19 protein-coding genes are annotated in these 24,619 nt (G+C 37.2%); 2 read left to right on the forward strand and 17 right to left on the reverse strand.

What is annotated here, in order from left to right:
* Positions 1-3 precede the first annotated feature (3 nt).
* The 3 genes from U8526_RS02575 to U8526_RS02585 form a co-directional block, all read right to left on the reverse strand.
* Positions 4-522 carry an adenine phosphoribosyltransferase gene (locus tag U8526_RS02575; protein WP_334340414.1) on the reverse strand — a complete coding sequence of 173 codons (519 nt, stop codon included), beginning with the start codon at positions 520-522 and terminating at the stop codon, positions 4-6.
* 21 nt (positions 523-543) lie between these two features.
* A complete protein-coding gene (recJ, locus tag U8526_RS02580) occupies positions 544-2,853 on the reverse strand; it encodes a single-stranded-DNA-specific exonuclease RecJ (protein ID WP_334340415.1) in 2,310 nt (769 codons plus the stop codon).
* A 539-nt stretch (positions 2,854-3,392) separates the two neighbouring features.
* Positions 3,393-4,052 (reverse strand): class A sortase, encoded by a 660-nt coding sequence (locus U8526_RS02585; protein ID WP_334340416.1) that lies wholly within the window; start codon positions 4,050-4,052, stop codon positions 3,393-3,395.
* Between the two features lie 173 nt (positions 4,053-4,225).
* Here U8526_RS02585 and galE point away from each other — a divergent pair, with 173 nt between their 5' ends.
* Positions 4,226-5,218, forward strand: a complete 993-nt coding sequence (galE, locus tag U8526_RS02590; protein WP_025085746.1) for a UDP-glucose 4-epimerase GalE — start codon at positions 4,226-4,228, stop codon at positions 5,216-5,218.
* 52 nt (positions 5,219-5,270) lie between these two features.
* On the opposite strand, the gene U8526_RS02595 is transcribed toward galE, so the two are convergent.
* The 6 genes from U8526_RS02595 to U8526_RS02620 form a co-directional block, all read right to left on the reverse strand.
* Positions 5,271-6,311 (reverse strand): alpha/beta hydrolase, encoded by a 1,041-nt coding sequence (locus U8526_RS02595; protein WP_334340417.1) that lies wholly within the window; start codon positions 6,309-6,311, stop codon positions 5,271-5,273.
* Complete coding sequence (locus U8526_RS02600) at positions 6,295-7,488, reverse strand: MFS transporter (protein WP_334340418.1); 1,194 nt, start codon at positions 7,486-7,488, stop codon at positions 6,295-6,297. The genes U8526_RS02595 and U8526_RS02600 overlap by 17 nt, the downstream gene beginning before the upstream one ends.
* A gap of 91 nt (positions 7,489-7,579) precedes the next feature.
* Positions 7,580-8,413 (reverse strand): AraC family transcriptional regulator, encoded by an 834-nt coding sequence (locus U8526_RS02605; protein ID WP_334340419.1) that lies wholly within the window; start codon positions 8,411-8,413, stop codon positions 7,580-7,582.
* Between the two features lie 60 nt (positions 8,414-8,473).
* Positions 8,474-9,778 carry a dihydrolipoyl dehydrogenase family protein gene (locus U8526_RS02610; RefSeq protein WP_334340420.1) on the reverse strand — a complete coding sequence of 435 codons (1,305 nt, stop codon included), beginning with the start codon at positions 9,776-9,778 and terminating at the stop codon, positions 8,474-8,476.
* 64 nt (positions 9,779-9,842) lie between these two features.
* Complete coding sequence (lepA, locus tag U8526_RS02615) at positions 9,843-11,690, reverse strand: translation elongation factor 4 (RefSeq protein ID WP_334340421.1); 1,848 nt, start codon at positions 11,688-11,690, stop codon at positions 9,843-9,845.
* An 85-nt stretch (positions 11,691-11,775) separates the two neighbouring features.
* A complete protein-coding gene (locus U8526_RS02620) occupies positions 11,776-12,618 on the reverse strand; it encodes a helix-turn-helix domain-containing protein (protein WP_334340422.1) in 843 nt (280 codons plus the stop codon).
* Positions 12,619-12,725: 107 nt separating this feature from the next.
* Between U8526_RS02620 and gap the strand changes: the two genes are divergently transcribed.
* Positions 12,726-13,739: a type I glyceraldehyde-3-phosphate dehydrogenase gene (gap, locus tag U8526_RS02625; RefSeq protein WP_334340423.1), complete on the forward strand. Its 1,014-nt coding sequence runs from the start codon at positions 12,726-12,728 to the stop codon at positions 13,737-13,739.
* 53 nt (positions 13,740-13,792) lie between these two features.
* Here gap and dnaJ read toward each other — a convergent pair whose 3' ends face one another.
* From dnaJ to infB, 8 genes are all read right to left on the reverse strand, one after another.
* Positions 13,793-14,932, reverse strand: coding sequence for a molecular chaperone DnaJ (gene dnaJ, locus U8526_RS02630; RefSeq protein ID WP_334340424.1), 1,140 nt, complete (start codon positions 14,930-14,932; stop codon positions 13,793-13,795).
* A gap of 124 nt (positions 14,933-15,056) precedes the next feature.
* Positions 15,057-16,919 (reverse strand): molecular chaperone DnaK, encoded by a 1,863-nt coding sequence (gene dnaK, locus U8526_RS02635; RefSeq protein WP_334340425.1) that lies wholly within the window; start codon positions 16,917-16,919, stop codon positions 15,057-15,059.
* 39 nt (positions 16,920-16,958) lie between these two features.
* The gene (gene grpE, locus U8526_RS02640; protein ID WP_334340426.1) at positions 16,959-17,528 is read right to left on the reverse strand and encodes a nucleotide exchange factor GrpE; all 570 of its coding nucleotides are present in this window, start codon (positions 17,526-17,528) and stop codon (positions 16,959-16,961) included.
* Positions 17,529-17,544: 16 nt separating this feature from the next.
* Entirely contained in the window at positions 17,545-18,591 is a 1,047-nt protein-coding gene (gene hrcA / locus U8526_RS02645) for a heat-inducible transcriptional repressor HrcA (RefSeq protein WP_334340427.1), read from the reverse strand.
* Positions 18,592-18,781: 190 nt separating this feature from the next.
* The gene (ribF, locus tag U8526_RS02650) at positions 18,782-19,717 is read right to left on the reverse strand and encodes a riboflavin biosynthesis protein RibF (RefSeq protein WP_334340428.1); all 936 of its coding nucleotides are present in this window, start codon (positions 19,715-19,717) and stop codon (positions 18,782-18,784) included.
* 12 nt (positions 19,718-19,729) lie between these two features.
* Complete coding sequence (truB, locus tag U8526_RS02655) at positions 19,730-20,641, reverse strand: tRNA pseudouridine(55) synthase TruB (RefSeq protein ID WP_334340429.1); 912 nt, start codon at positions 20,639-20,641, stop codon at positions 19,730-19,732.
* Positions 20,642-21,394: 753 nt separating this feature from the next.
* Positions 21,395-21,754, reverse strand: a complete 360-nt coding sequence (gene rbfA, locus U8526_RS02660) for a 30S ribosome-binding factor RbfA (RefSeq protein WP_334340430.1) — start codon at positions 21,752-21,754, stop codon at positions 21,395-21,397.
* 11 nt (positions 21,755-21,765) lie between these two features.
* Positions 21,766-24,615 (reverse strand): translation initiation factor IF-2, encoded by a 2,850-nt coding sequence (infB, locus tag U8526_RS02665; RefSeq protein ID WP_334340431.1) that lies wholly within the window; start codon positions 24,613-24,615, stop codon positions 21,766-21,768.
* Positions 24,616-24,619 lie beyond the last annotated feature (4 nt).

Raw genomic sequence — 24,619 nt, forward strand, 5'->3', positions numbered from 1 at the left:
GTACTAGTATTGCATAAGAGTAAACATATCATACCCTTTTATTTTATCACGTCCGTGCAAATCAGTTAACTCAATTAAGAAGGCCGTTCCAACTACGATACCACCTAATTTTTCGATTAACTTAATTGTAGCAGCTAATGTGCCACCTGTCGCCATCAAATCGTCAACTACTAATACTTTTTGACCTGGTCTAATAGCGTCTTTTTGCATGTACAATGAGCCCTGACCATATTCTAGGTCATATGTAACTGAAACAGTTTCACGAGGCAACTTACCCTTTTTACGAGCTGGAGCAAAGCCAATACCCATTTTATATGCTACCGGACATCCCACGATAAAGCCACGTGCTTCTGGTCCTGCAATCATTTCAGCACCACGACTTTTAGCATACTCAACAATCTTATCGGTTGCTGCAGCATATGCTTTGCCATCAGCCATTAATGGTGAAATATCTCGAAATAGTACACCAGGTTCTGGAAAATCTTGAACATTAGCAACATATTTCTTAAAATCAATATCCATTTTTAAAATTCCCCATTCAACCTAACAATGGCAATCATAATCACTCATCCAGGATAAGAGATCGTCAAAGTTGGATTCAATTAATATTTTTTCAACATCATTGCGTTGTAATCTCTTTGAAAAAGTCTGAGATTCAATCAATTCGCGTTGTTGTGAAGCATCAGCTTTTTCAACAAAGCCATTTACCATTTTAACAAAATTTAGCTCAAAAAACACTTTTAAATAAAAATCAACGTCATTTTTTTCAAAATTTAAGTATTTTGCGACTAAATCCATCTGATTTGCCTGAATATTTTGATGAGAATAGATATATTTCAACAATTCCTTCATCTTATCCATATCAGGTTTCAAATAACCATTGGCCAAATTCGTATGGAAGAATAAAGCTGTGTGCTGCGACTTATTTTTTTTGATAAATTCTTTGAACAGATCCAAATTGTGTGGTCGATCATAGATCAAAATATTTTTACCATCAACATTTTCATCATAACGTACCATATTAACTTGCATCTTCGAACGTTTAGCAGCTTCATAATAGACTTCATTGAAGAACACCACGTCGTCAAAATGATTGATTATTTCCGGAGAAATACGTTTATTTCGATAATCAAGGTAAACTTTCTTCAATTCTTGTACCTTTTGAGCTGCGGGTGAAACTTGGAAATCATCTAACATCAATTGAAGATTCTTACGGCCAGCCCACTCATTAATACCCAATTCACCATAAACATCACAGACATCGGTCGTTTCATCTTGAGATTTTTGGTACATCCCAAAACCGATTGCATCAACATAATGACTCTGATCAGCCACTTGAGCTTTCAAATGTGTACCATCTTTACCAATTGAACGAACTTGACTTAACCCGACATTAGCCAGCTTAATAACCGGTTTAGGATTCCCCATTCCAAATGGTGCCAAACGATTGATTTTCTTAATCAAATCGAAATTCAAATCAGCAATTTTTAAATCTAAATCGTATTGCTTAACTACTGGTGCCTGTGGATCAAAGTCTTGTTTAGCCGGTTCTTGTTGTAACAACTCAGTTAACTTATCTAACTGGTCCTCTTCAATCGAAAAACCACAGGCTTGAGCATGACCACCAAAAGCTACAAATAGATCCCGATATTGGTCCAAAGCTGTGAAGAGATTAAATCCTTCAGGACTACGGCCGGAACCTTTCATAACACCACTATTTTCGTCAAACTGAGTTGCCAAGACAGGCTTATTCTCTTGGTCCATGGCTCGACTAGCGACGATTCCCAAGACACCTTGATGCCAGCCATTACCCTTCAAGACTAGCACACCGTTATCCTTTTGCGCCTCAATTTGGCTCTGAGCGTCATTAAAAGCTGAGTTAACCAACTCCTGACGACGTGCGTTGATATCCTCAGTTTCGTCAACAATTTCTTTGGCAAAAGTTTCGTCACCAGTCGTCAACAATTCCACGCCAGATGAAGCATTATCCAAACGTCCTAAAGCATTTATGCGGGGTGCAATCTTAAAGCCGATATCTTCTTCACTGATATCCCCTACTTTAATTTTACATTTCTTAATTAAAGCACTCAGCCCAACGTGATGATTCTGTTTCATCTGTCTAAGGCCTTCGGACACAATAACTCGATTTTCGCCTTTAAGAGCCACTGAGTCAGCCACAGTTCCAATTGCAGCCAAGTCTATCAATTCCAAGGCTTCGTCGCCTAGGAGCGCATCAGCTATCTTAAAAGCCACTCCAGCACCAGATAAGTATGGACAAATATATTCTGAACCTGGAATCGTCGGATGAACAATTGCATCCGCTTCTGGTAATTCTTTAGGCAAATCATGGTGATCAGTTACTACAACTTGAATCCCTTGATCCTTTAAATACTTGATTTGATCCTTGCCACTGACACCATTATCAACAGTGATCAACAAATCGATACCTTTGTCGGCTAACTCTTTATAACGATCCATATTAGGTCCATAACCATCTTTGAAACGGTCAGGGATATAAAATATTGGCTTAGCACCTAACTTTTGTAAAGTCAGCTTCATAATCGAAGTACTTGTGACGCCATCAGCATCATAATCACCATAAATAGCAATTTTTTTCTGTGATTGTACGGCATCATCAATTATTTCCAATGCCTTATCCATATCATGCAAGCCAAAAGGATCTTGTAATTCATCCACATTGCTATGCAAGAAGGATTCAATTTCTAAATTGTCAGTTATACCTCTTTGTATCAATAACTGAGCTACTATATTGTCGACGTTTTTTTCGGTCGCAAATTTTTCTATTTCTTGTTTTGAGGGATTTTTACGCTTTTCCCAATTTATTAATGTCAATCCATCACCTACTGTCAATTAATTATAGCAATCTTTGAACATAAAAAAAAAGTCTTGAAAGTATCATTTTTTCGATTATTACTTTGATTGTGGTTACGTGCCGTCCTCCACAAAAATTGGGAATGCTGTTGGAACGCTATGGGCACGATTTGGAGCTAATCATTTTACACTTCGTGCAAAATAATGGATCTCCAAAGTCGGCCTCATTGTAACCGGCAAAGCCGGCAACAATGATTTCATAGCTGAACGCATTCCCAATTTTTGTTCCGGACTAAAGAGTACTTCTATTGCTTGGTTTAAGATAAATTATCTCCAGTATCTTTTCTATTTAAAAAAATACTTTCAAATCAAAAGAGGTAGTCACATAACCAACATACTTTGGTGAATATGAATGTCCACCTTCTATTATTGATAATTTTGTAAAAACCAAATAATAAATAAAAGCAGTCTCTATTAAGATATTCAAATCTATCTTGAATACTTAATAGAAACTGCTCTTTTTATTTAAAATTCCTAAATACTGCGATTTTAAGGCAATATTAAGAAAAGACTGCTAGAGTAGCTTTATTCGCTGGTTCATTTCTTACAAGTGACCCTTGTAGAGCCCAACGATTAGTTCCTCCGTCAGCACAGGTGATCAAAGTTAAAATATTTTGACCTTTTACATCATCCAGTAAATAAACTGCTGTTGGTGGGACGATTTTTTTGTAGTAGATCTTATAAGTGTAAACACGTTTCATATCTGTAATATAGGCTAGATCACCTATCTGGGCATTTTCCAATGGTGAGAAAAGTGCGCCTTTATTAGTCATATAATGACCAGCTAAGGCGTAATTGGATTTACCCATCTTTTCGTCTTCTTTCATCGTACCGCCACCGGTTGAAAGTGCGTTGTCGCTCAAACCAACTACGATTGGTAAACGAAGATTGACTGATGGTACAGCCATTTTTCCAATAACTGCGGCATCATTATTTACGGCTGCTTTAGCTACTTGTGTAGCGGAAATAGGCTTTACCTTATTAAAATCAAATTGTCCTTTTTTCTTCTGGTTACTTTTAACCTTATCAGCCGTTAAACTATTGAGATTACGATTAGAAATCTGTTTAACTGCATATTCTTTAATTGGCTGATTAAAAATCAAGGCTAACGCTACTAGAAGAACAAGGATGGTTCCAAAAATTGAAAAGAATTTCTTCATTTTTTTCATTCCATTTCAAGAAATTTACATTTTGCAATACAGGACTAATATTAAAGCATCTGCTTAAAAAAGTTAAGTCTTTAATCTTTTTCTAAAAACTTCAATAATATCAAGCTTTAAAAGCCCATGAATAAGCTATAATATATATTATAAATGAATCTGGAGGTAATTTTATGAGCATTCTTGTTTTAGGTGGTGCCGGATACATTGGCTCACATACAGTAGACCATTTGTGCGAGCTTGGTTACGACGTCATTGTAGCAGATAACTTATCGACTGGTCATCAACAAGCTATCAATTCAAAAGCTAAATTCTATCAAGGCGATGTCCGTGATAAGGAATTCTTGATCAAACTATTCCAAAATGAAGACATTACTGATGTCATTCACTTTGCGGCCTTCTCAGTGGTACCTGAATCAATGAAGGACCCTCTTAAGTATTTTGACAATAATACCAGCGGTATGATCTCATTGCTTCAAGTAATGCACAATTTTGGTGTTAAGCACATTGTCTTCTCATCAACTGCCGCAACTTACGGTGAACCTAAACAAATTCCGATTAAGGAAACTGATCCTACCGTACCTACTAACCCATATGGTGAAAGTAAATTAGCCATGGAAAAAATCATGCACTGGTGTGATGTAGCTTATGGTATCAAGTTCGTTGCTTTAAGATACTTCAATGTTGGTGGTGCTAAGCCTGATGGTACAATCGGTGAAGACCACAACCCTGAAACTCACTTGATTCCTGTTGTCTTACAAGTTGCTGCTGGACAACGTGATGAATTGACGATTTTCGGTGATGATTACGATACTAAAGATGGTACTAACGTCCGTGATTATGTCCATGTTGAAGATTTGGCTGAAGCTCACCGTTTGGCTATGGAATATCTACGTAGTGGCAATGACAGTAATGTCTTTAACCTCGGCTCATCTACAGGATTCTCAAACAAGGAAATTCTTGAAGCAGCTCGTAAGGCTACCGGCAAAGAGATTCCTGCTAAGATTGGACCAAGACGTCCAGGAGACCCAAGTACTTTGATTGCTGACTCAACAAAGGCTAGAACCGTTTTGAAATGGCAACCTAAGTATGATGACGTTGAAAAAGTTATCAGCGATGCTTGGAACTTCAAATCAAAACACTTAAATGGTTATGAAGAAAAATAATTAACAACAAAAATGTCGGAATTCAAATTAGAATTCCGGCATTTTTTATGCTTTATTTCAAAATAAATTCAATTGCTTCATGCAAACAGTCATCGGCTTGAACAAAGTCACCGACCTTATCCATAAAAGCATGTGTCATCCCGTTATATCTGAGGTAAGTAATATCACCACCAGCTAATTTCATCTTGTTATAGAAGGCTTCTCCTTGGAGTCTTAAAGGATCAAACTCACCAATCATAAATAACGTTTGTGGCATTTTCTTTAACAATTCTTCTGGTGCATTCAATGGTGAAATATACATGCTCTCCGGATCACTATCCCGAATATACCAATCATTAATCATCCCTTGACTGCCATTAAAATTATTAATATAAGCTCTGATATCTTCAGCTTTTTCATGACCAATCAACGGTTCTGGTGTATCAAAGGCTGCCCTTCTCTTCGCATCTTTTCCTTGATAAGTAACTGGATATAGTGCTACTGCTTTATTTAAATAGTTAGTCCCTAATTGTCGATCTAATAATGATAAAGCATAAGTCAAATTGCCACCGGCGGAGTCTCCCATTGCTGTGATATCGCCTACTTTTAAGGCAACTTTATTTTGTGCTATGTAGTTCAACACTTGGTAACAATCAATCAAATCCTGAGGATAAGGATGTTCTGGTGCTAATCCATAATCCACTGAGACCACGCGAACTTTACCAAAATCTGCCAATGCTTCACATGGATATTCAACATTGTCCAAACTACCACCAAAGAAACCGCCACCGTGCATGAATAAAATTGTTGGTAAGGTTTCATTAACTAGTGATTTTTGTAAATAGACTCGAACATTAATACCATCATAATTTGTATCAGTGATACTCAATTCGTGTTGATTCGTGTGATTAGCTTTTTTCCAGCCCATTGATGAACGGATATCTTCAACCGTAACTTTGCTATCAACTGCACTACCAAAGTCACCCGTATTAGTTTGTTTGATAGAATCTTCCAGCTCTTTTTTAGCTTTAGGATCGAGATACCCTTCTGTATCTTTTCCAGGCACTAACTTCATTTGATAATCTGTATTTTTAACATTAACCTTTTCTAACAAAATACTTTCCTCCTTGAACGACCTTTTGATAAATAAGTGTAAAAATGGCAATCAACAATAAGAAGCCAAATCCATATGCAGCGACTCTCATGTTCATATCTGGTTGTTGACTGCCCATTAAACCAGACAAGTAATTGATCAAAGTTGGTGAGATGAAAACTCCAACATTAGTGAATATCAACATAACTGAAGAAGCCAAATTCTCTGAACCTTTTGGAGCAATCGTGTTAATAATCGTATAGATAAATGGAATTACCAAGGCAAATCCTAAACCAACAATTACCACACCAATAGTTACGTTGGCAATGCTTGCTGCTCTGGATAAAATTGCAAAACCAATAGTCATTAATAAGAATCCGATCATCAAAGTGTATTGCTTCAATAATTTATGCACGAATCCGTAAACAAAACCAATTGCCATGGATACTAATGTGAAGACACCTAGAATTGTAGCTGCCTGACTGCCTGTACCCATATTTTTATACGTCAACAGATCGGCTAGTTTAACTGTAACTACCATGAAGAAAGCATAAATAAAGAATGTCATCACTGAAATTAGAATGACCGGCAAATTAATTTTTTGGTGAACTGACTTTTCATGCTTAACTGATTTAGTTTCAACGTTAGGAATCACTAATCCAAAAATAATCATGATAGGCAATGCGATTGCGTAAATAATAAAAGTTGCATGCCAACCAAAGGCAATTAGATAACCCACCAAAAATGATAAAATCGAACTTCCTAATGAACTAACTGAGCTTTGAAAGCCCATCATTGTTGAAAGTTCATCACCTCCGTAAAAATCAGAAATCATGCTGATTGCTAAAGAGTTAAATAAACCAATTCCGACTCCCAGTAACAACCTAGAAATAATAACGACATAATAATTGTTTGAGAATACTGGGGTTATTCCAAATATTAATGCAACAACAAGTCCAAACATTACAGTCTTTTTTTGACCTAGGAAATTAACTAAAACACTACTGATAAAAATACCAGCAATAATACCTAAATTAGGAATTGTCGAAATAGTTTCAATGGCTGAAGCTGATTGACCAGTAAAGGTTTTACTCATCAATGGTATTGCCGCAGCAATGTTAGGAGCTGCCATTAACAACATCGAGATCGACAGTAAAGCAAATTTAAACAGAAACGATTTAGTATTAATTTTCGTCATCGTACCACTCCTTGTCTTTCTTAAGAACAAGTTCATTGTACGATGTAACCGTTTACTGTAAGCGATTAATCACAACCACTTTTAGGTCATTTTATGACCTTTTTAAATTAGCTCGATATTTTCCTGGTGTTTGCTTATAAATTTGAAGAAATAGTTTGCTGAATGATTTAGGATTAGAAAAGCCCGTCAAATCAGAGATGACCGCAACATTTTTGTCAGTATTAGTTATCATCTCATAGGCCTTTTTTAATCGAATGTAATTTACATATTCCATTACACTCATCCCCATTTGTTTGCTAAAAGTCCTAGACAGATAACCCGTACTCAAATGACCTGCTTGAGCTATTTCATCTAACATTATTTTTTCACTGCTGTGTTGATTGATGTAGTCAATTACTTCTGCCAATTTATGCAATGTAGGAATTCTTGGAAGCCCATGAACTGTGCTTTTATCGTGACTGCAATACTTTAGTAGGTCATGTAGAATCAAGAACATATCGCTCTTTAATTGTAAATTACGATATTCATCCTTTATTTGGCTATGCTGATAGTACAAATATAAGTCATGCTTGATTATTGCCACTTCTTCTTTTTTCTCGGGAAGAACAAACCAATAATTTTCATAATTCGGAATCTCTTTGATCAAAATTTCATATGGAATTAAAAATGTTAAAGCTAAAGTATTCTTGTTTGCGTTCATATTATCAACGGAGTGAATTTCGTTGGAATTGATAATCAAAACATCCCCTGATTTAGACTTAATTTTTTTACCACTAATAGTGAAATCGGCCGTTCCCTTGATCGAATAATCAATTTCAATAGCTTGATGCCAATGACGTAAAACATCTCCATTAGCAAAATGTTCAGTATGAACTATTAATTTTAATAATTGCTGGCTTGGTTCAACTATCTCGTGGCGATACATAGCTTTTCCTCCAAAAAAAATAATCGTGAATCATCACGATCATTTTACCAATACATATATCTAGAATAAATACTCCAAATCGCTACCCGCTGTTGGATAAGCTAAAATTTCTTTCTTAACATCAGCGTGAGTCATCTTTTGTTCAATTGCTTTGGTCAAGAGATTGATCATACTGTCGGCTTCATTGCTCAAAACCGTCGCACCAATAATTTGGGACTGATCGTTTAACACGACTCTGATCATCGCCTTAGGTTGATTAGTATGACTGTAAGTAAACCAACTAGTTACATCTTGATCGATAACCTTAGCACCTGTTTGTTCACCTACTTGAGCTAGTTTAGGACTGCCATAAACAACAGTTGGCACTAATGGCATCTTAATATCATCTGTAGTCTTGCCTAAGATGAACTGACTGACATAATCAGCTTCAAAACCTGAGACGGGTGTTAACTTTGGTGTTTTAGTTGAAACAACATCCCCAATGGCAAAAATTTTATCATTGCTCGACTGCATTTTCTCATTAACAATCACACCATGACGGTCTGTTTGAACATTTGCTTTGTCCAAGTCCAAAATATCAACGTTTGGAATTCTACCAGTAGCTCCAATGATCAAATCACTAGTTAGACTGAAGTCATCAGCTTTTAAAGTCAATTGTCCAGCAGACTTGATAATCTCTTGAGTATCAACGTTAAAGTGGAACTTAACACCTTTATTCTCTAATTGTTGGACCAATTCTTTAGCATATTTTTCATTGAAAGCCTTCAAAGGACGATCATTGTGGTGAACGACATGGACCTCTGCACCAGTGGCATTGGCAATTGTAGCTAATTCAAAAGCAATGTAACCTGCTCCAATAATCGTGATCGTCTTGGGCATCTCTTTGAGTGACATGAAATCGGTACTGGATAACAAGTATTCTTTACCAGGAATATTCAAATAGCTAGGACGTTGACCAGTTGCAATAATAAAATGATCAGCCTGATAAGTAGCCTCATTGACACTTATTTCTTTTTCTGAGACAAACTTCGGTGACCCATCAATCGTCGTAATTCCAGCATCGATAGCACCATTCTTGCTACCTTCCGAAACTGGATCGGTGAAAGTTTCCTTGAATCGTTCCAACTCTTCCCAGTTAACATAAGGAACATCACTAAAACCCTTACCTTTTAACTGAATCATTCTATCTCTAGCTTCAACAGCACTGAGCAAAACTTTTTTGGGGTCACATCCACGGTTAGGACAAGTTCCGCCCCATAAATTATTCTCAATCAAGGCCACATTTTGGCCTGATTCACTCAAATCGTAGGCAGCAGCTAATCCGCCTGGGCCAGCACCAATGATAATCGTATCAAATTTTTCCATAGAGAATCCCTCCAAATAAAAAAGCGCTTATAATGTAACGACTAATTACATTATAAGCGTTTATTTAATTTTTACTGTCATCTTTGCCTCGGTTAAGATCAAGAACTGACATGAAGGCTTCTTGTGGTACAGATACCTTACCAACTTCCTTCATACGTTTCTTACCAGCTTTTTGCTTGTTCAATAGCTTATCACGACGAGTTCTATCACCACCGTATAACTTAGCGGTAACATCTTTTCGGTAAGCTTTAACATTTGAACGAGCCACGATCTTATTACCAATAGCAGCTTGAATTGGAATTTCAAACATTTGTCTAGGAATAACTTCCTTCAAACGAGCCACAATATCACGACCACGTTTTTGGGCAAAGTCTTTATGAACGATAAAGCTCAAGGCATCAACTGGTTCACCATTAAGCAAAATATCCATCTTAACCAATTCACTTGGTTCATAATCGTCAACATCATAATCAAGTGACGCATAACCTTTAGTGTTAGATTTCAAATCATCAAAGAAATCAAAGATAATTTCAAGCAACGGTAATTTATAAATCACATTTACTCGATATTTATCCAGATAATCCATGGTTACGAATTCCCCACGTTTACGTTGGCACAGTTCCATTACCGGACCAACAAAGTCTTCAGGAACCATAATTTCAGCTCTAACAAACGGTTCACGAATTTCCTTAATATCAGCTGCGTCTGGTAACTCAGCTGGATTATCAACGATGATTTCTTCACCATCAGTTTTTGTAACATGATAATCAACAGATGGTGAAGTTGTGATCAAGTCTAAATCAAAATCACGTTCCAAACGTTCTTGGACAACATCCATATGCAATAATCCTAAGAAACCTACACGGAATCCAAATCCTAAAGCTTGCGAAGTTTCAGGCTCATATTCCAAAGCTGCATCGTTTAGTTGCAACTTATCCAAAGCTTCGTGTAGATCTTCATACTTGGCATTATCAACCGGATAAAGACCAGCATAGACCATTGGTGTACTCTTACGATAACCTGTCAAAGGTTCATCTGTTGGATTATTTGCTAAAGTAACCGTATCACCAACTTGAGTATCCTTAACTGTCTTAATAGCGGCGGTAATATAACCTACATCCCCAGCCATCAAGTAATCACGCTTGACCGCTTTAGGAGACATCACACCAACTTCAGTGACTTCAAAGGTCTTCTTATTACTCATCAATTCAATTGTGTCTCCGACCTTTACAACGCCTTCTCGAACACGTACATCCAAGACCACGCCACGATAACTGTCATAAACCGAATCAAAGATCAATGCTTTGAGTGGTTTGTCCAAATCACCTTCAGGAGCTGGAACGTCAGAAACGATTCTTTCCAACAATTCATCGACACCAATACCAGTTTTAGCACTCATTAAAACAGAAGATTCAGCATCAATTCCGATTGTTTCTTCAATTTCTTCTTTGACTTTGTCTGGTTCGGCTGATGGCAAGTCAATTTTGTTAATAACTGGAACAATTTCCAAATCATTATCAATTGCTAAATAAGCATTTGCCAAAGTTTGAGCTTCGACACCTTGAGCAGCATCAACGACTAACAAAGCACCCTCACAAGCAGCCAATGATCTTGAAACCTCGTAGGAGAAATCCACGTGTCCTGGGGTATCAATCAAGTGGAAAATATATGTCTGGCCATCTTTAGCCTCATATTCAAGCTCCACCGCGTTTAGTTTAATAGTAATTCCTCGTTCACGTTCGAGATCCATGTCATCTAGGATCTGAGCCTTCATCTCACGTTTTGAAACCGTCTTAGTTCTTTCCAAAATTCGATCAGCAATCGTTGATTTACCATGATCGATATGCGCTACGATAGAGAAATTACGAATTCTTTTTTGTCGTTCTTTTAATTTATCAAGATCTAAATCCATAAATTATTCCCTTCTATCAGAAATTTATCATTCTTTCTATTTTACACTATTGTACTACTATGTTCTAGAGCATTGCCTCGGATATTCACTGTTGTACTGCCACTTCACGACTAACATTGCGATATTGAGTTGGCGACATACCCTTATGTTGCCGAAATTGCTTCATAAAGTAAGTATCGTACTCAAAGCCAGTAGCCAAAGCTATATCATTCAAAGTCATTCCCGTATGGGTCAACATTTGTTCAGCAATACTTAACCGATATGATAGTAAATACTGCATAGCAGTTTGATTGACACGTTGTTTAAACTGTTCATTCATCGACACACGATTCAGATGTACTAAGTCTGTTAGATCATCTAATTTTATCGGTTGTGAATAATTCATATGAATGAACTTTAAAGCAATATCTATTGCTGATTGCGGATGGGACTCTTTTAACTGCAGTAAGAGATTAAATATTTGAATTAAATACTGTTTGATACGACAAACCCACAAATCATCGCTTTGAGCACTAACTTCCATTCCCATAGTAAAAAACCACTGCAAAAATTTAGGATAGATCTTTGCATCAAGTGAAATGATTCGATCATACCCTGCAAACAAAGACAGACCCTTCTTAATATGTGGCGTATTAGGAACATTGATATCCTTTAATTGTGAAACACGAACTGTCTCCAGAAAAATCGGATCAAAACAAAAAACTGAGGCATTGATTTTTGAATCAATCTTTAAATCATCATTATCCTGCAAGCATAAGACACATGGAGACTCTAATTGAACAGGATACCCGTTTAAAGTACCTAATGTTTTATTCTCAGTTATTAATGCTAACGTATATTTCTTATTTAAGACTAACTTCTGTAAATCTTGATGAGAATAGAAATCTATTTGCACAACTCGATCTTTATGTCTATCTACCTGACTCATATTTATCTCCTACAAATAGTATAGTTAAGCCCTTCATTTATGACATTGTTGGTCAATCCATTTCTCGTTAAGATTACACCTGTAATAAAGAGATGGAGGTCATCAATATGACAGTAAAAATTGGAATTAACGGATTTGGTCGCATTGGCCGTTTAGCTTTCAAGAGAATCAGCGAACTAAAGGACAGCAATTTAGAAGTCGTCGCAATCAACGATTTAACTAACGCTAAAATGCTAGCACAATTATTGCAATTCGATTCTGCTCACGGAAAATTTGAACACGAAGTCAAGGCAGATGGAAATGATATTTTAGTCGATAATCAAAAAATTCGTGTTTACGCTGAACCAGATGCCAGAAAAATCCCTTGGGTAAAAAATGATGGTGTGGATATTGTTCTTGAATGTACTGGTTTTTATACTTCTACTGAAAAATCACAAGCTCATTTAGATGCCGGTGTGAAGAAAGTTTTAATCTCTGCTCCAGCTGGCCAAATGAAAACCATCGTCTACAACGTCAATGATAGTACATTAAATACCAACGACAAAATCATTTCAGCAGGTTCTTGTACAACTAATTGTCTAGCTCCCATGGCTTATTTTTTGAATCAGGATTTTGGTATTAAAGTCGGGACTATGACGACCGTACATGCCTATACCTCGACTCAAATGATCCTCGATGGACCAGTTCGTGGGGATAACCTAAGGGCTGCTAGAACCGCTGCCGTCAACATCATCCCTCATTCATCAGGTGCTGCTAAAGCTATCGGTCTAGTTATTCCCGAATTAAATGGCAAGTTAAAGGGACATGCTCAAAGAGTACCAGTCATCGATGGTTCTTTAACTGAATTGGTTACCGTTTTGGACAAAGATGTTACCGTTGAAGAAATCAATAAGTCCATGCAACATCATACTCAAAACAATCCATCCTTTGGCTACGATGATAGAGAAATCGTATCTAGCGACATTATCAATTCTACCTATGGTTCCGTCTTCGACCCTACTCAAACAGAAGTAACTCAAGTCGGTGACCTAAATCTAGTAAAAACAGTTGCTTGGTACGACAATGAATACAGCTTTACCTGCCAAATGATTCGTCTTCTTAACAAGTTTGCTCAAATTTAAAACATAAAAAATAAGAACTTACAAATTCAAAATTGAATTGTAAGTTCTTATTTTTATTCGCCTTTAAAAGCGTCTCTTACTTTATTGAAAAAGTTACTATCTTTTTCTTTAACCTTATCGCCACCAGCTTCAGCAAATTGTTTCAAAGCATTACGCTGCTCACTAGATAGCTTACGAGGTGTAACAATATTGACTGTTACCTTTTCATCACCGATACTCTTGCTGTTTAGAACCGGAGCACCTTTTCCACGTAATCTAAATGTTGTTCCTGTTTGAGTACCACTTGGGATATTCAACTCTACAGGTCCATGAACGGTATTAACTTTAATACTGTCACCCAATGTCGCTTGTGGGAAACTGATATTTACTGATGCATAAATCGTTGAGCCATCACGTCTAAATTCTTTGCTTGGAGCAACGTGGAAGACAATATACAAATCACCGTAAGGTCCACCGTTAGTTCCGGCTTCACCTTGACCATCTAAACGCATCTGTTGTCCATCTTCAACACCTGCTGGAACAGTAACTTTAAGTTCATGCTTTTCATTTACCTTACCTGAGCCATGGCAAATATTGCACTTCTCTTTAATTTCCTTACCAGTACCATTGCAGACATCACAAACAACTCTTGTACGCATACGGCCAAGTGGAGTTTGACGATCTACTTCTACATAACCTGAACCATGACACTTGGAACATGTTTCTGGATGTGTACCAGGCTTAGCACCTGAACCACCACAAGTTGAACATTCCTCTTCACGGTTATAAGAAATGTTAGTCTTCTTACCGAAAACTCCCTCTTCAAAAGTCAAATCCATGCGATATTGTAAGTCGGAACCTTGTCTTGGGGCATTAGGATTTTGACGAGCAGAACCGCCGCCACCAAAGAATTGACTAAAGATATCTTCAAAGCCACCGAACTGATCACCAGCACCGGCACCACCGAAGCCGCCAAATCCACCTTGGCCACCATTCATACCGGCAGAACCATATTGATCATATTGAGCACGCTTTTGTGGATCTTTTAATATTTCATAAGCGGCATTAACTTCCTTAAACTTATCTTCAGCATCAGGTGCTTTATTCAAATCAGGATGATACTTTTTTGAAAGTTTACGAAATGCTTTTCTTATATCGTCATCAGAAGCGTTTTTATCAACGCCTAGTACGTCATATGGATTTCTATCTGCCATTAAATCACCTTTGCATGACAGGACAATTAAGTCCTATTCCTTTTTAACGCTCAAAAGAGCAGTTATGTTCTTACTATACCATAATTGGTTTTAGTAATTAACCGACTGCTCTTTATCACAATTATTATTTCTTATCTTTATCAGGATCTACTTCTGAAAAGTCGCCATCAACTGTATTGTCATCGCCTGACTTCTTATCATCAGCTGAACCTGCACCAGTAGCACCGTCGCCACCAGCTTGTTGTTGTGCTTGTTGAGCTTGTTGATAAAGTTTTACAGAAAGATCTTGCACGATCTTGTTCAAATCGTCACGCTTCTTCTTCATGTCTTCAAGGTCACCTGAGTCTTGAGCTTTCTTCAAAGCATCACGAGCATCTTGGGCTTTCTTGATTTCATCGTCAGAAACTTTGCCTTTAACGTCTTTTAGAGTCTTGTCTGTTGCAAACAATGTTTGTTCAACGTCGTTCTTAACATCGACTTCTTCCTTACGCTTGTTATCTTCCTCTTCGTGTTCCTTAGCTTCCTTCATCATCTTATCAATTTCTTCATCGCTCAAACCTGATGAACTCTTGATAGTGATCTTTTGTTCCTTATTTGTTCCCATATCTTTAGCAGAAACATTTACGATACCATTCTTATCAATATCGAATGTAACTTGGATTTGAGGTACACCACGAGGTGCAGCAGGAATATCTGTTAGTTGGAAACGACCTAAGGTCTTATTGTCAGCAGCCATTGGACGTTCACCTTGTAGTACGTGAATATCAACAGCACTTTGGTTATCAGCAGCAGTTGAGAATACTTGTGACTTGCTTGTTGGGATAGTTGTATTTCTATCGATCAACTTAGTGAAGACACCACCCATTGTTTCGATACCAAGTGATAGAGGTGTAACATCAAGTAAAACAACATCCTTAACATCACCAGAGATAACACCACCTTGAATAGCAGCACCAAGGGCAACGGCTTCATCAGGGTTGATTGAGTGATCTGGTGTTTTGCCAGTCCACTTAGCAACAGCATCTTGAACAGCAGGGATACGTGTTGAACCACCATTTAAGATAACCTTATCGATATCACTGTTTGTCAAGTTAGCATCCTTCAATGCATTATCAACAGGGATCTTTGTTCTTTCAACTAAGTCAGCTGTTAATTCATCAAACTTAGCACGTGTCAATGTTTCTTCCAAGTGAAGTGGGCCATTAGCACCTGATGAAATAAATGGAAGACTGATTGATGTTTGAGCAACACCTGATAAGTCCTTCTTAGCTTTTTCAGCGGCATCCTTTAATCTTTGAAGAGCCATCTTGTCTTGACTTAAATCAACGCCATTCTTAGCCTTGAATTGTTCAACTAACCAGTCGATGATCTTTTGGTCAAAGTCATCACCACCAAGACGTGTATCACCATTTGTTGAAAGTACTTCGAAGACACCATCACCTAATTGAAGGATAGAAACATCGAATGTACCACCACCAAGGTCATAAACAAGAACTTTTTCGTCACCCTTGTCATTATCTAGACCATAAGCAAGTGCTGAAGCTGTTGGTTCGTTAACAATACGTTGAACGTTCAAGCCAGCAATCTTACCAGCATCCTTAGTAGCTTGTCTTTGTGAGTCATTGAAGTATGCAGGAACTGTGATAACAGCATCTGTAACATCTTCACCTAAGTAGTCTTCAGAGAATTTCTTGATGTGTTGTAAAATGAAAGCTGAAATTTCTTGTGGTGTGTATGACTTGCCGGCTACAGTAACTTTGTAACCTGCTTCACCCATGTGACGCTTGATTGATGAAACTGTATCTGGGTTAGTGATTGCTTGACGCTTTGCAACTTCACCGACTTGGATTTCACCATCTTTGAATGCAACGACTGAAGGAGTAGTTCTTGCACCTTCTGGGTTTGTAATAATCTTTGGAGAGCCACCTTCAAGAACGGCTACAGCAGAGTTTGTAGTACCTAAATCAATACCAATAACTTTTGACATAAACCTTAACCTCTTTTAATTTCTTTATTTAATTACTTACTATTGAGCGACAACGACCATTGCTGGACGAAGCACACGATCTTCTAACTTATAACCCTTTTGTAAAACTTGAACGACTGTATCCTTCTTATGCTTATCATCAGCAGGAACAGTTTGAACAGCTTGACTATTTGCTGGATCGAATTTCTCACCAGCATTGTCAATAACAGTCACATGGTTATCCTCAAGGGCCTTAGCCATATGCTGTTGAACCATCTCAATACCCTTTTTGAGTTGTTTTGATGCATCATCGTCAGCATCAACTGCAAGAGCACGTTCAAGATTATCAATCACGGGAAGAATCTCAGTTGCTAATTTTTGACCATCATATTTAAGAATTCCTGCAACTTCTTTACTATGACGTTTGTTCATATTTTGAAGTTCAGCTTGAGTTCTTAAAAGATTGTCTGACAACTCATCATTCTTGGCTTTAAGATCTTTGATTTCTTGATCTTTGGGATCAATCTTAGCATCCTTTTTAGCTGACTCTTTATCGTCAGTTTTCTTATCAGTCTTTTGAGCTGCCTCTTTAGCAGTCTTCAAATCTTGATCTTTTTCCTTATCTGCCATTACTTCCTCCTAAATTTCAAGAATCATCATACCTTGAATAATAATCAATTAATCTTTTGGCCAATTCAACTCTGAATTCACCAAGTAAACCTATCAACTGTGAATAATGCATTGTTGTTGGTCCTAATAAAGCAATAACACCTTTACCATGATGACCAACATCATAATTAGCAGTGATAATACTGTAATTCTTTAACGCATCACTCCCAAGCTCACTTCCCAGACGAACTTTAATACTGTCATCAGAAATGCTTGGATCAATTAATTTTCTTAAATCAGTACTCTGATTGATGATTGAGAACAACGACTGAACTTGCGATAAATCATCGTTATTAGCGTAATTTAACAAATTCAATTGTCCATCAACATAATACTTTTCAGCACCAGCTTTTCTAAAGAGCTGATCCATCATATCCAACAGACCATCTGTTGAATACATATATTCTGAAAGAATTGCTGGAACATCGGTATGTAACATTTGAATAACCTTAGGTAAAGGTTGTCCAACTAATTTATCATTCACAATATTCACAATTTTTTCAATTAATGAAGTATCAAAATCATCATCGATTGTATAAATATTATTCTCAACATTATTATCACTTGTGACAATGATTGCCATAAGTTGATGTGGATTCAAAGGAACGATTCTAAAGCCCGTTAAAAGGACTGAACTGCTCTCTGGTCCTAATGTGATAGCTGTATAACTAGTTAAATGAGATAAAATCTTGGCAGATTGTTCGATAATATCATCAATTTGATGATATGTTTTACCAAAGTCATCGTCAATTCTCTGTGCAATATCTTGCGGTACACTAGTTGGCTGTACCAAATGATCCAGATAATAACGATATCCCATCGCTGAAGGAATCCTACCTGAGGAAAGGTGAGTTTTCTCGAGGTAACCCACTTCTTCAAGCACTGCCATTTCATTTCTGATTGTCGCAGAACTTACATGAAAAGGTAATTCATTCATCAATGTCTTCGAACCAACCGGCTGGCCGGTATCTGTAAATATGCGCACGACTTCTCTCAAGATAGCATCTTGACGTTGTGATAGCATTATACCGTCCTCCTTTTTAGCACTATTCATACCTGAGTGCTAACAATGTAAAATATAACAATCTATCCCTTTAGTGTCAAGTATGCATACTTAATTTTTAAAATTATTTGCTGAAAAAATAAGCAGCACCTACTTTGGAGTCCAAATCCCTAAGGAATTAAATTCTTCATGTAGATGTTGCTTATCATTCTCATTTCTTTTGTAAAGCTGCAATGGAATTAATCTTATCAAGCTTCAATTGTTCAACCAAGCCTTTTGCCCCGTCGAACTTAACTTCTCCACGTAAATACTTGACCCACTCTAAAGCTACATGTTCACCATAAATATCGGCATCAAAATCGAAAATATTGGTTTCAATTGTGACACCTGTATTTTCTTTAAATGTGACGTTGTAGCCAACCGAAGTCATGGAATCATACCAAGTATCGCCAACTTGAATTCTCGTCGCATAAACTCCAATTGAAGGAATTACCTGATCTCCTTTGGTTGCCAAATTGGCAGTGGGGTAGCCCAAGGTTCGACCGCGCTGAAGTCCATGAACGATTGTTCCCTGATTTTGATAAGTGTAGCCCAAAAATTTATTAGCCTCTTCTACTTTGTCAGTAGCAATAAATTTCTTTATAGCACTGGAGCCAATTTTTCGATCATCAATAACTTGTTCCGGAACCGTTATAATCTCAAACCTATCCCGTGAATACTGCGACAAAGTTTGCATGTTAGCAATATCTTTTTTACCGTAAGTATAATCAAAACCAGCCACTACGAACTTAGCTCTCAAATTGATCATATATTGATCAACAAACTCTTGCGGCTTCAATTGCGCAAACTCTTGTCCAAACTCTACAAAGTAAAGTCGATCTACTCCGAGTTTTTCCACCAATTCAGCCTTTCGATCCATAGTTGAAAGATATTTATAATTTTTTTCATGTTGATATACCGTTCTAGGAGAACGATCAAAGGTCAGCAAAACTGATTGTAGACCATGTCTTCTAGCAAGCTCCACCCCTGTTTTGATAACTTTTTGATGACCAAGATGTACTCCGTCAAAAAAGCCCATGATCAAAACTGTATCCTCAGTAGGAAGCTGCTGCACTAGAAGTGGATGTTTAACTTTAGTAATCTGCATTTTCAATCTCTTCTACTTATTATTTAGTAACATTAAATCTGGAATCCACATATCCCTTACTTTATCATACTTGTAAAGTGCCTTAGTCACGCCAGCTCTTTGCACACGTAATTGATCTTCCTTATCAGAATCAATTTCCGGTTCCAAAAAACCACCATGTGAAACCCGTACTTCCCATTCCTCATCAGTTAATTCGTGTTTTGGAACATTACTTAAGACTTCATCAATTGATTTCAAAAAGCTTGTATCATTCTTATCAAGCATCTCTTCAATTTGTCCCAGAGTAAAAGTTTCATCAATTGAAAAGCCAGCACTCTTCACACGTGTCAATTGTGACATGAATGCAGGATAACCTAAGATTTTACCAAACTCCACTGCTAAAGTTCTAACATAAGTTCCTTTAGAACACTTAACGTGGAATTTGAGTGTCTGGTAACCTGTCTTCTCGTCAAAAACAGGATCACCCATGATATAAAAATCATAGATGTGAATTTGGCGTTTAGGACGTTCAACTTCAATGCCCGCACGAGCGTATTCGTACAGCTTTTTACCATTGACCTTGACCGCTGAAAACATTGGAGGAATTTGAGTCAAATCACCTGTCATTTGTTGAAAAACTTGATTCAAATCTTCAACAGCAATCGGCTGACTCAATTTCTTTTCTTCAACAGTATCCCCTTCACGGTCCTCAGTTGTAGTTGATCTACCTAATGTGATCTCACCCTCATACTCTTTAGGAGAGCCTGTAAGAGTGTTTACTAGCTTAGTAGCCTGTCCCACACAGATAGGTAAAACTCCGTCTACTAGTGGATCTAATGTCCCTGTGTGACCAATTTTTTTAGTATGCAATACTTTTCTTAATTTATAAACATAATCTGAACTAGTTTGTCCAATTTCTTTATTTAATGGAATTACTCCGTCCATAATAATCTCCGTATCTAAAATGTCATTAACAATGATTTTACTAGTATTTTTATAGAATGAAAAGAAGTTGTAAAAAAGTGTGGGAGTTAAACTAAGGTAAATACTAACAAATTAAGTGTTATGTTGCCGTCGGTAGTAGAAAATCTGTGGGCCACTGGAACGTGGTGGACACGACTTAGAGCTAATAATTCCGCACTTTGTGCGTAATCATGGATCTCTAAGCTCGGTCTTCTACTAACCTTGCTTCGCAAGCTAAGTAGAATCTCACCACTGAGGGCCCACAGATTTTTTACTACCGACTAGACACTCGTTTCTAATATTATCGAAAAAAATACAGCAGTTAGATATCATCTAATCTTACATGGTTAAAATATAAACTTTTAAATTCTAAACCAAAAACAGACCCATTAAGTATTTCAAGACACGCAAATATGCTTGAATCTCTTAATAGAGTCTGTTTTTTAGTATCTGGATTTTACAATGATTAATAAACAAGGCCGGATTTAGTCCGGAACAACAAGAAAATTGACTCAGCCATGAGATTCCCTTAGCAATTTATTACTTAGGGAAAGGCCGAGCTTGGAAATCCATGATTTTGCGCGAAGTGCAAAATTATTAGTTTCAAGTCGTACCCATGGCGTTCCAGTCAAATTTTCTTGTTGTGGAGGACGGCACCTTAAGCACATCCCCCCAAACCAAAAAAGATAGGAAATCCACTTTCGGATTTACCTATCTTTTTTATATCAAATTGTATTAACGGTTTGCTTCATCCTGATGTAACTTAGCAATTAACTTATCGATCTTTTCACCGTAGCGAACAGATTGATCTTGCTTAAATTCCAATTCAGGTACTTTATATAACGTTAATTTCTGACCCAATTCTTTTCTAATTAGTCCAGTAGCCTTATCTAAGCCAGCTTGTGTCTTTTCAACATCACTAGCCTTTTCTGATAAGATGCTAAAATAAATGGTTGCTTGTTGCAAATCACCAGTCATCTCAACACCAGTTACTGTAACTCCTTGAACTCTAGGATCACGAACACGTTTTAAAAGAATATCGTTAACTTCTTTTTGAATCTCTTGTTCAACTCGACCAATTCGATGTTTTACCATATTCTCATCTCCTATTTAACTGGAACTTCTTCCATTACATAGGCTTCAACTTCGTCACCAATCTTGATGTCGTTGTAGTTCTCGATTGTGATACCACATTCGAATCCAGAACCAACTTCCTTAACGTCATCCTTAAATCTCTTAAGTGAAGCAAGCTTACCTTCCATGACAACAATACCATCTCTGATAAGTCTTACGCCACTATCACGTTGAATCTTACCACTGTTTACGTAACAACCAGCAATTGTACCAATCTTAGAAACATTGTATGTTTCACGGACTGTTAAGTTACCAATAACTTTTTCTTCATAAACTGGTTCTAGCATACCCTTCATGGCAGCTTCAATTTCATCGATAGCCTTGTAAATAACTCTATGTAGACGGATATCAACATTTTCATCCTTAGCTTGAATCTTAGCTTGAGCTGTTGGACGAACGTTAAATCCAATGATGATAGCATTACTTGCAGCAGCAAGGTTAACATCACTTTCAGTAATAGCACCAACGGCTGAATGGATGATATTGACGCGAACGCCTTCAACATCGATCTTCTTCAAACTTCCGGCAATGGCTTCAGCAGAACCTTGAACATCGGCTTTAATAATAACGTCGACTTGTTTAAGTTCTCCTTCTTTCATTGTTTCGAATAAGTTATCAAGTGTTACAGGGTTAGTATTTTGACGTTCCTTTTGAAGCGCACGACTAGCACGTTCTTCACCGGCTGCACGAGCTGTCTTTTCATCATCGAAGACAACAAACTTATCAGCTGATTCTGGAACATCATTTAGACCAGTAATTTCTACTGGTTCTGAAGGCTTAGCGGCTTCAATTTCTTTACCATTGTAGTTAGTCATTGTTCTAACACGGCCAAAGGTATTACCAACAACAATTGGATCACCGACATGCAATGTACCTTGTTGTACCAATAGTGATGCAACTGGTCCACGGCCCTTGTCCAATTTAGCTTCGATAACTGTACCAATAGCTTTTTGCTTAGGATTTGCTTTAAGTTCCAAAACGTCGGCTTCAAGCAAGATCATTTCTAGCAATTCATCGATGTTTGTTCCCATCTTAGCTGAAATATCAATAAAAATAGTATTCCCACCATAATCTTCAGGAACAAGATCATACTTCATCAATTCTTCAGTAACATGTTGTGGGTTAGCACCTGGCTTATCGATCTTATTGATAGCTACGATGATAGGGTCATTTGCAGCCTTAGCATGGTTGATAGCTTCAATTGTCTGTGGCATAACACCATCGTCAGCTGCAACAACTAGAACAACGATATCTGTAATATCAGCACCACGAGCACGCATATTAGTAAAGGCAGCATGTCCTGGAGTATCCAAGAATGTGATCAATCTGTCTTGAAGACGTACTTGATAGGCACCAATATGTTGTGTGATACCACCAGCTTCAGAAGCTGTAACGTGTGTATGTCTCAAATGATCAAGCAATGTTGTCTTACCATGATCAACGTGACCCATGATAGTTACAACTGGTGGACGTGTTACTAAGTTATCAGTTGTATTGGCTTCTGTTTCGAAGTACTTGTCGATATCGGCAACATCTTCTTGAACTTTTTCTTCAGCCTTAATACCGTAATCGGCAGCCAATAGTTCAATTGTGTCCTTATCTAAGGACTTGTTTTGGTTGATCATAATACCAAGCATAAATAGTTTCTTAACAATTTCAGCTGGCTCTCTATGGATCAACTTACCAATATCTTGAGCGTTCATACCAACAGTGTAAACAAGTGTTTCTGGCAATGGACGTTCTTTTCTTTGTGGCATTGGCTTCTTAGGTTCGGTACGTTGACGTTGTTGACGTTTACGTTCCTTCTTCTTCTTACGACTACCAAATGGATTAGCAAGATTTTGCTTATGTCCAAAGTCACGATTACTATTAGTTGGCTTTGCCTTCTTATACTCTGGCTTTGGAATATTAGTATTTGCAACCGTTGACTTTGGAGCTTCCTTGGCCTTTGCAGCTACATTATTGTTGTTATTTGGTCTTCTGTTTTGGGAATTGTTGTTACGATTATTATTGTTGCTATTAGTGTTGTTGTTATTATGGTTGTTATTGTTGTTTCTATAACGATTTTCGTTATTGTTATTGTTAGGACGGTGATTGTTCTTACGGTTATCACTATTGTGATTATTATTGCTGTTAGCATTATGGTTATTATTTCTAGTTGGATGACTAGGAATACGACTAGCATCTTGAATATTTGTCTTAAATTGTTCTAGATACTTGTTACCAGCACTTTGTCTTGGACGTGGAGCTTGTCCTTGTACAGTAGAACGATCACGGCGGTTATTGTTGTTACGATTGCGATTATCGCGTGATTGAGAATTGCGGTTATCATTTCTTCTATTCTCATTATTATTGCCATTGCGATTATTGCGTTCGTTACGATTGTTACTGTTATTGTTGTTATTACTATTGTTAGCATTGTTGCTATTTGGGCGATGATTATTGCTGTTTGGACGATTACCATTGGAGTTGTGATTGTTATTGCGATGGTCAAAATGACCCTTACCCTTATTAGCATCTCTTCTTACAGCAGTAATCTTGATCTTAGTCTTGTGATCACCTGAATTGTGATTACTACCTTCACTTTTTTCACCTGTAGATTTTTGTGCATGGTTATTGTGTTGAACAGGGGCAGGTCTATTACCGTTATTACTTGGCTTTTTACCACTCTTTAAGTTACTTACAATTTTCTTTTCATCATTTTCATCTACTGATGACATATGGTTTTTCACATCCATACCCAACTTTGTAGCAGCATCAAGAATTACTTGATTCTCAACACCGTTTTCTTTTGCAATAGTATAAATTCTCTTTTTGACCATCCTA

The organism is Companilactobacillus sp. HBUAS56275, from assembly GCF_036913655.1.
Classification (GTDB): Bacteria; Bacillota; Bacilli; order Lactobacillales; family Lactobacillaceae; genus Companilactobacillus; species Companilactobacillus pullicola.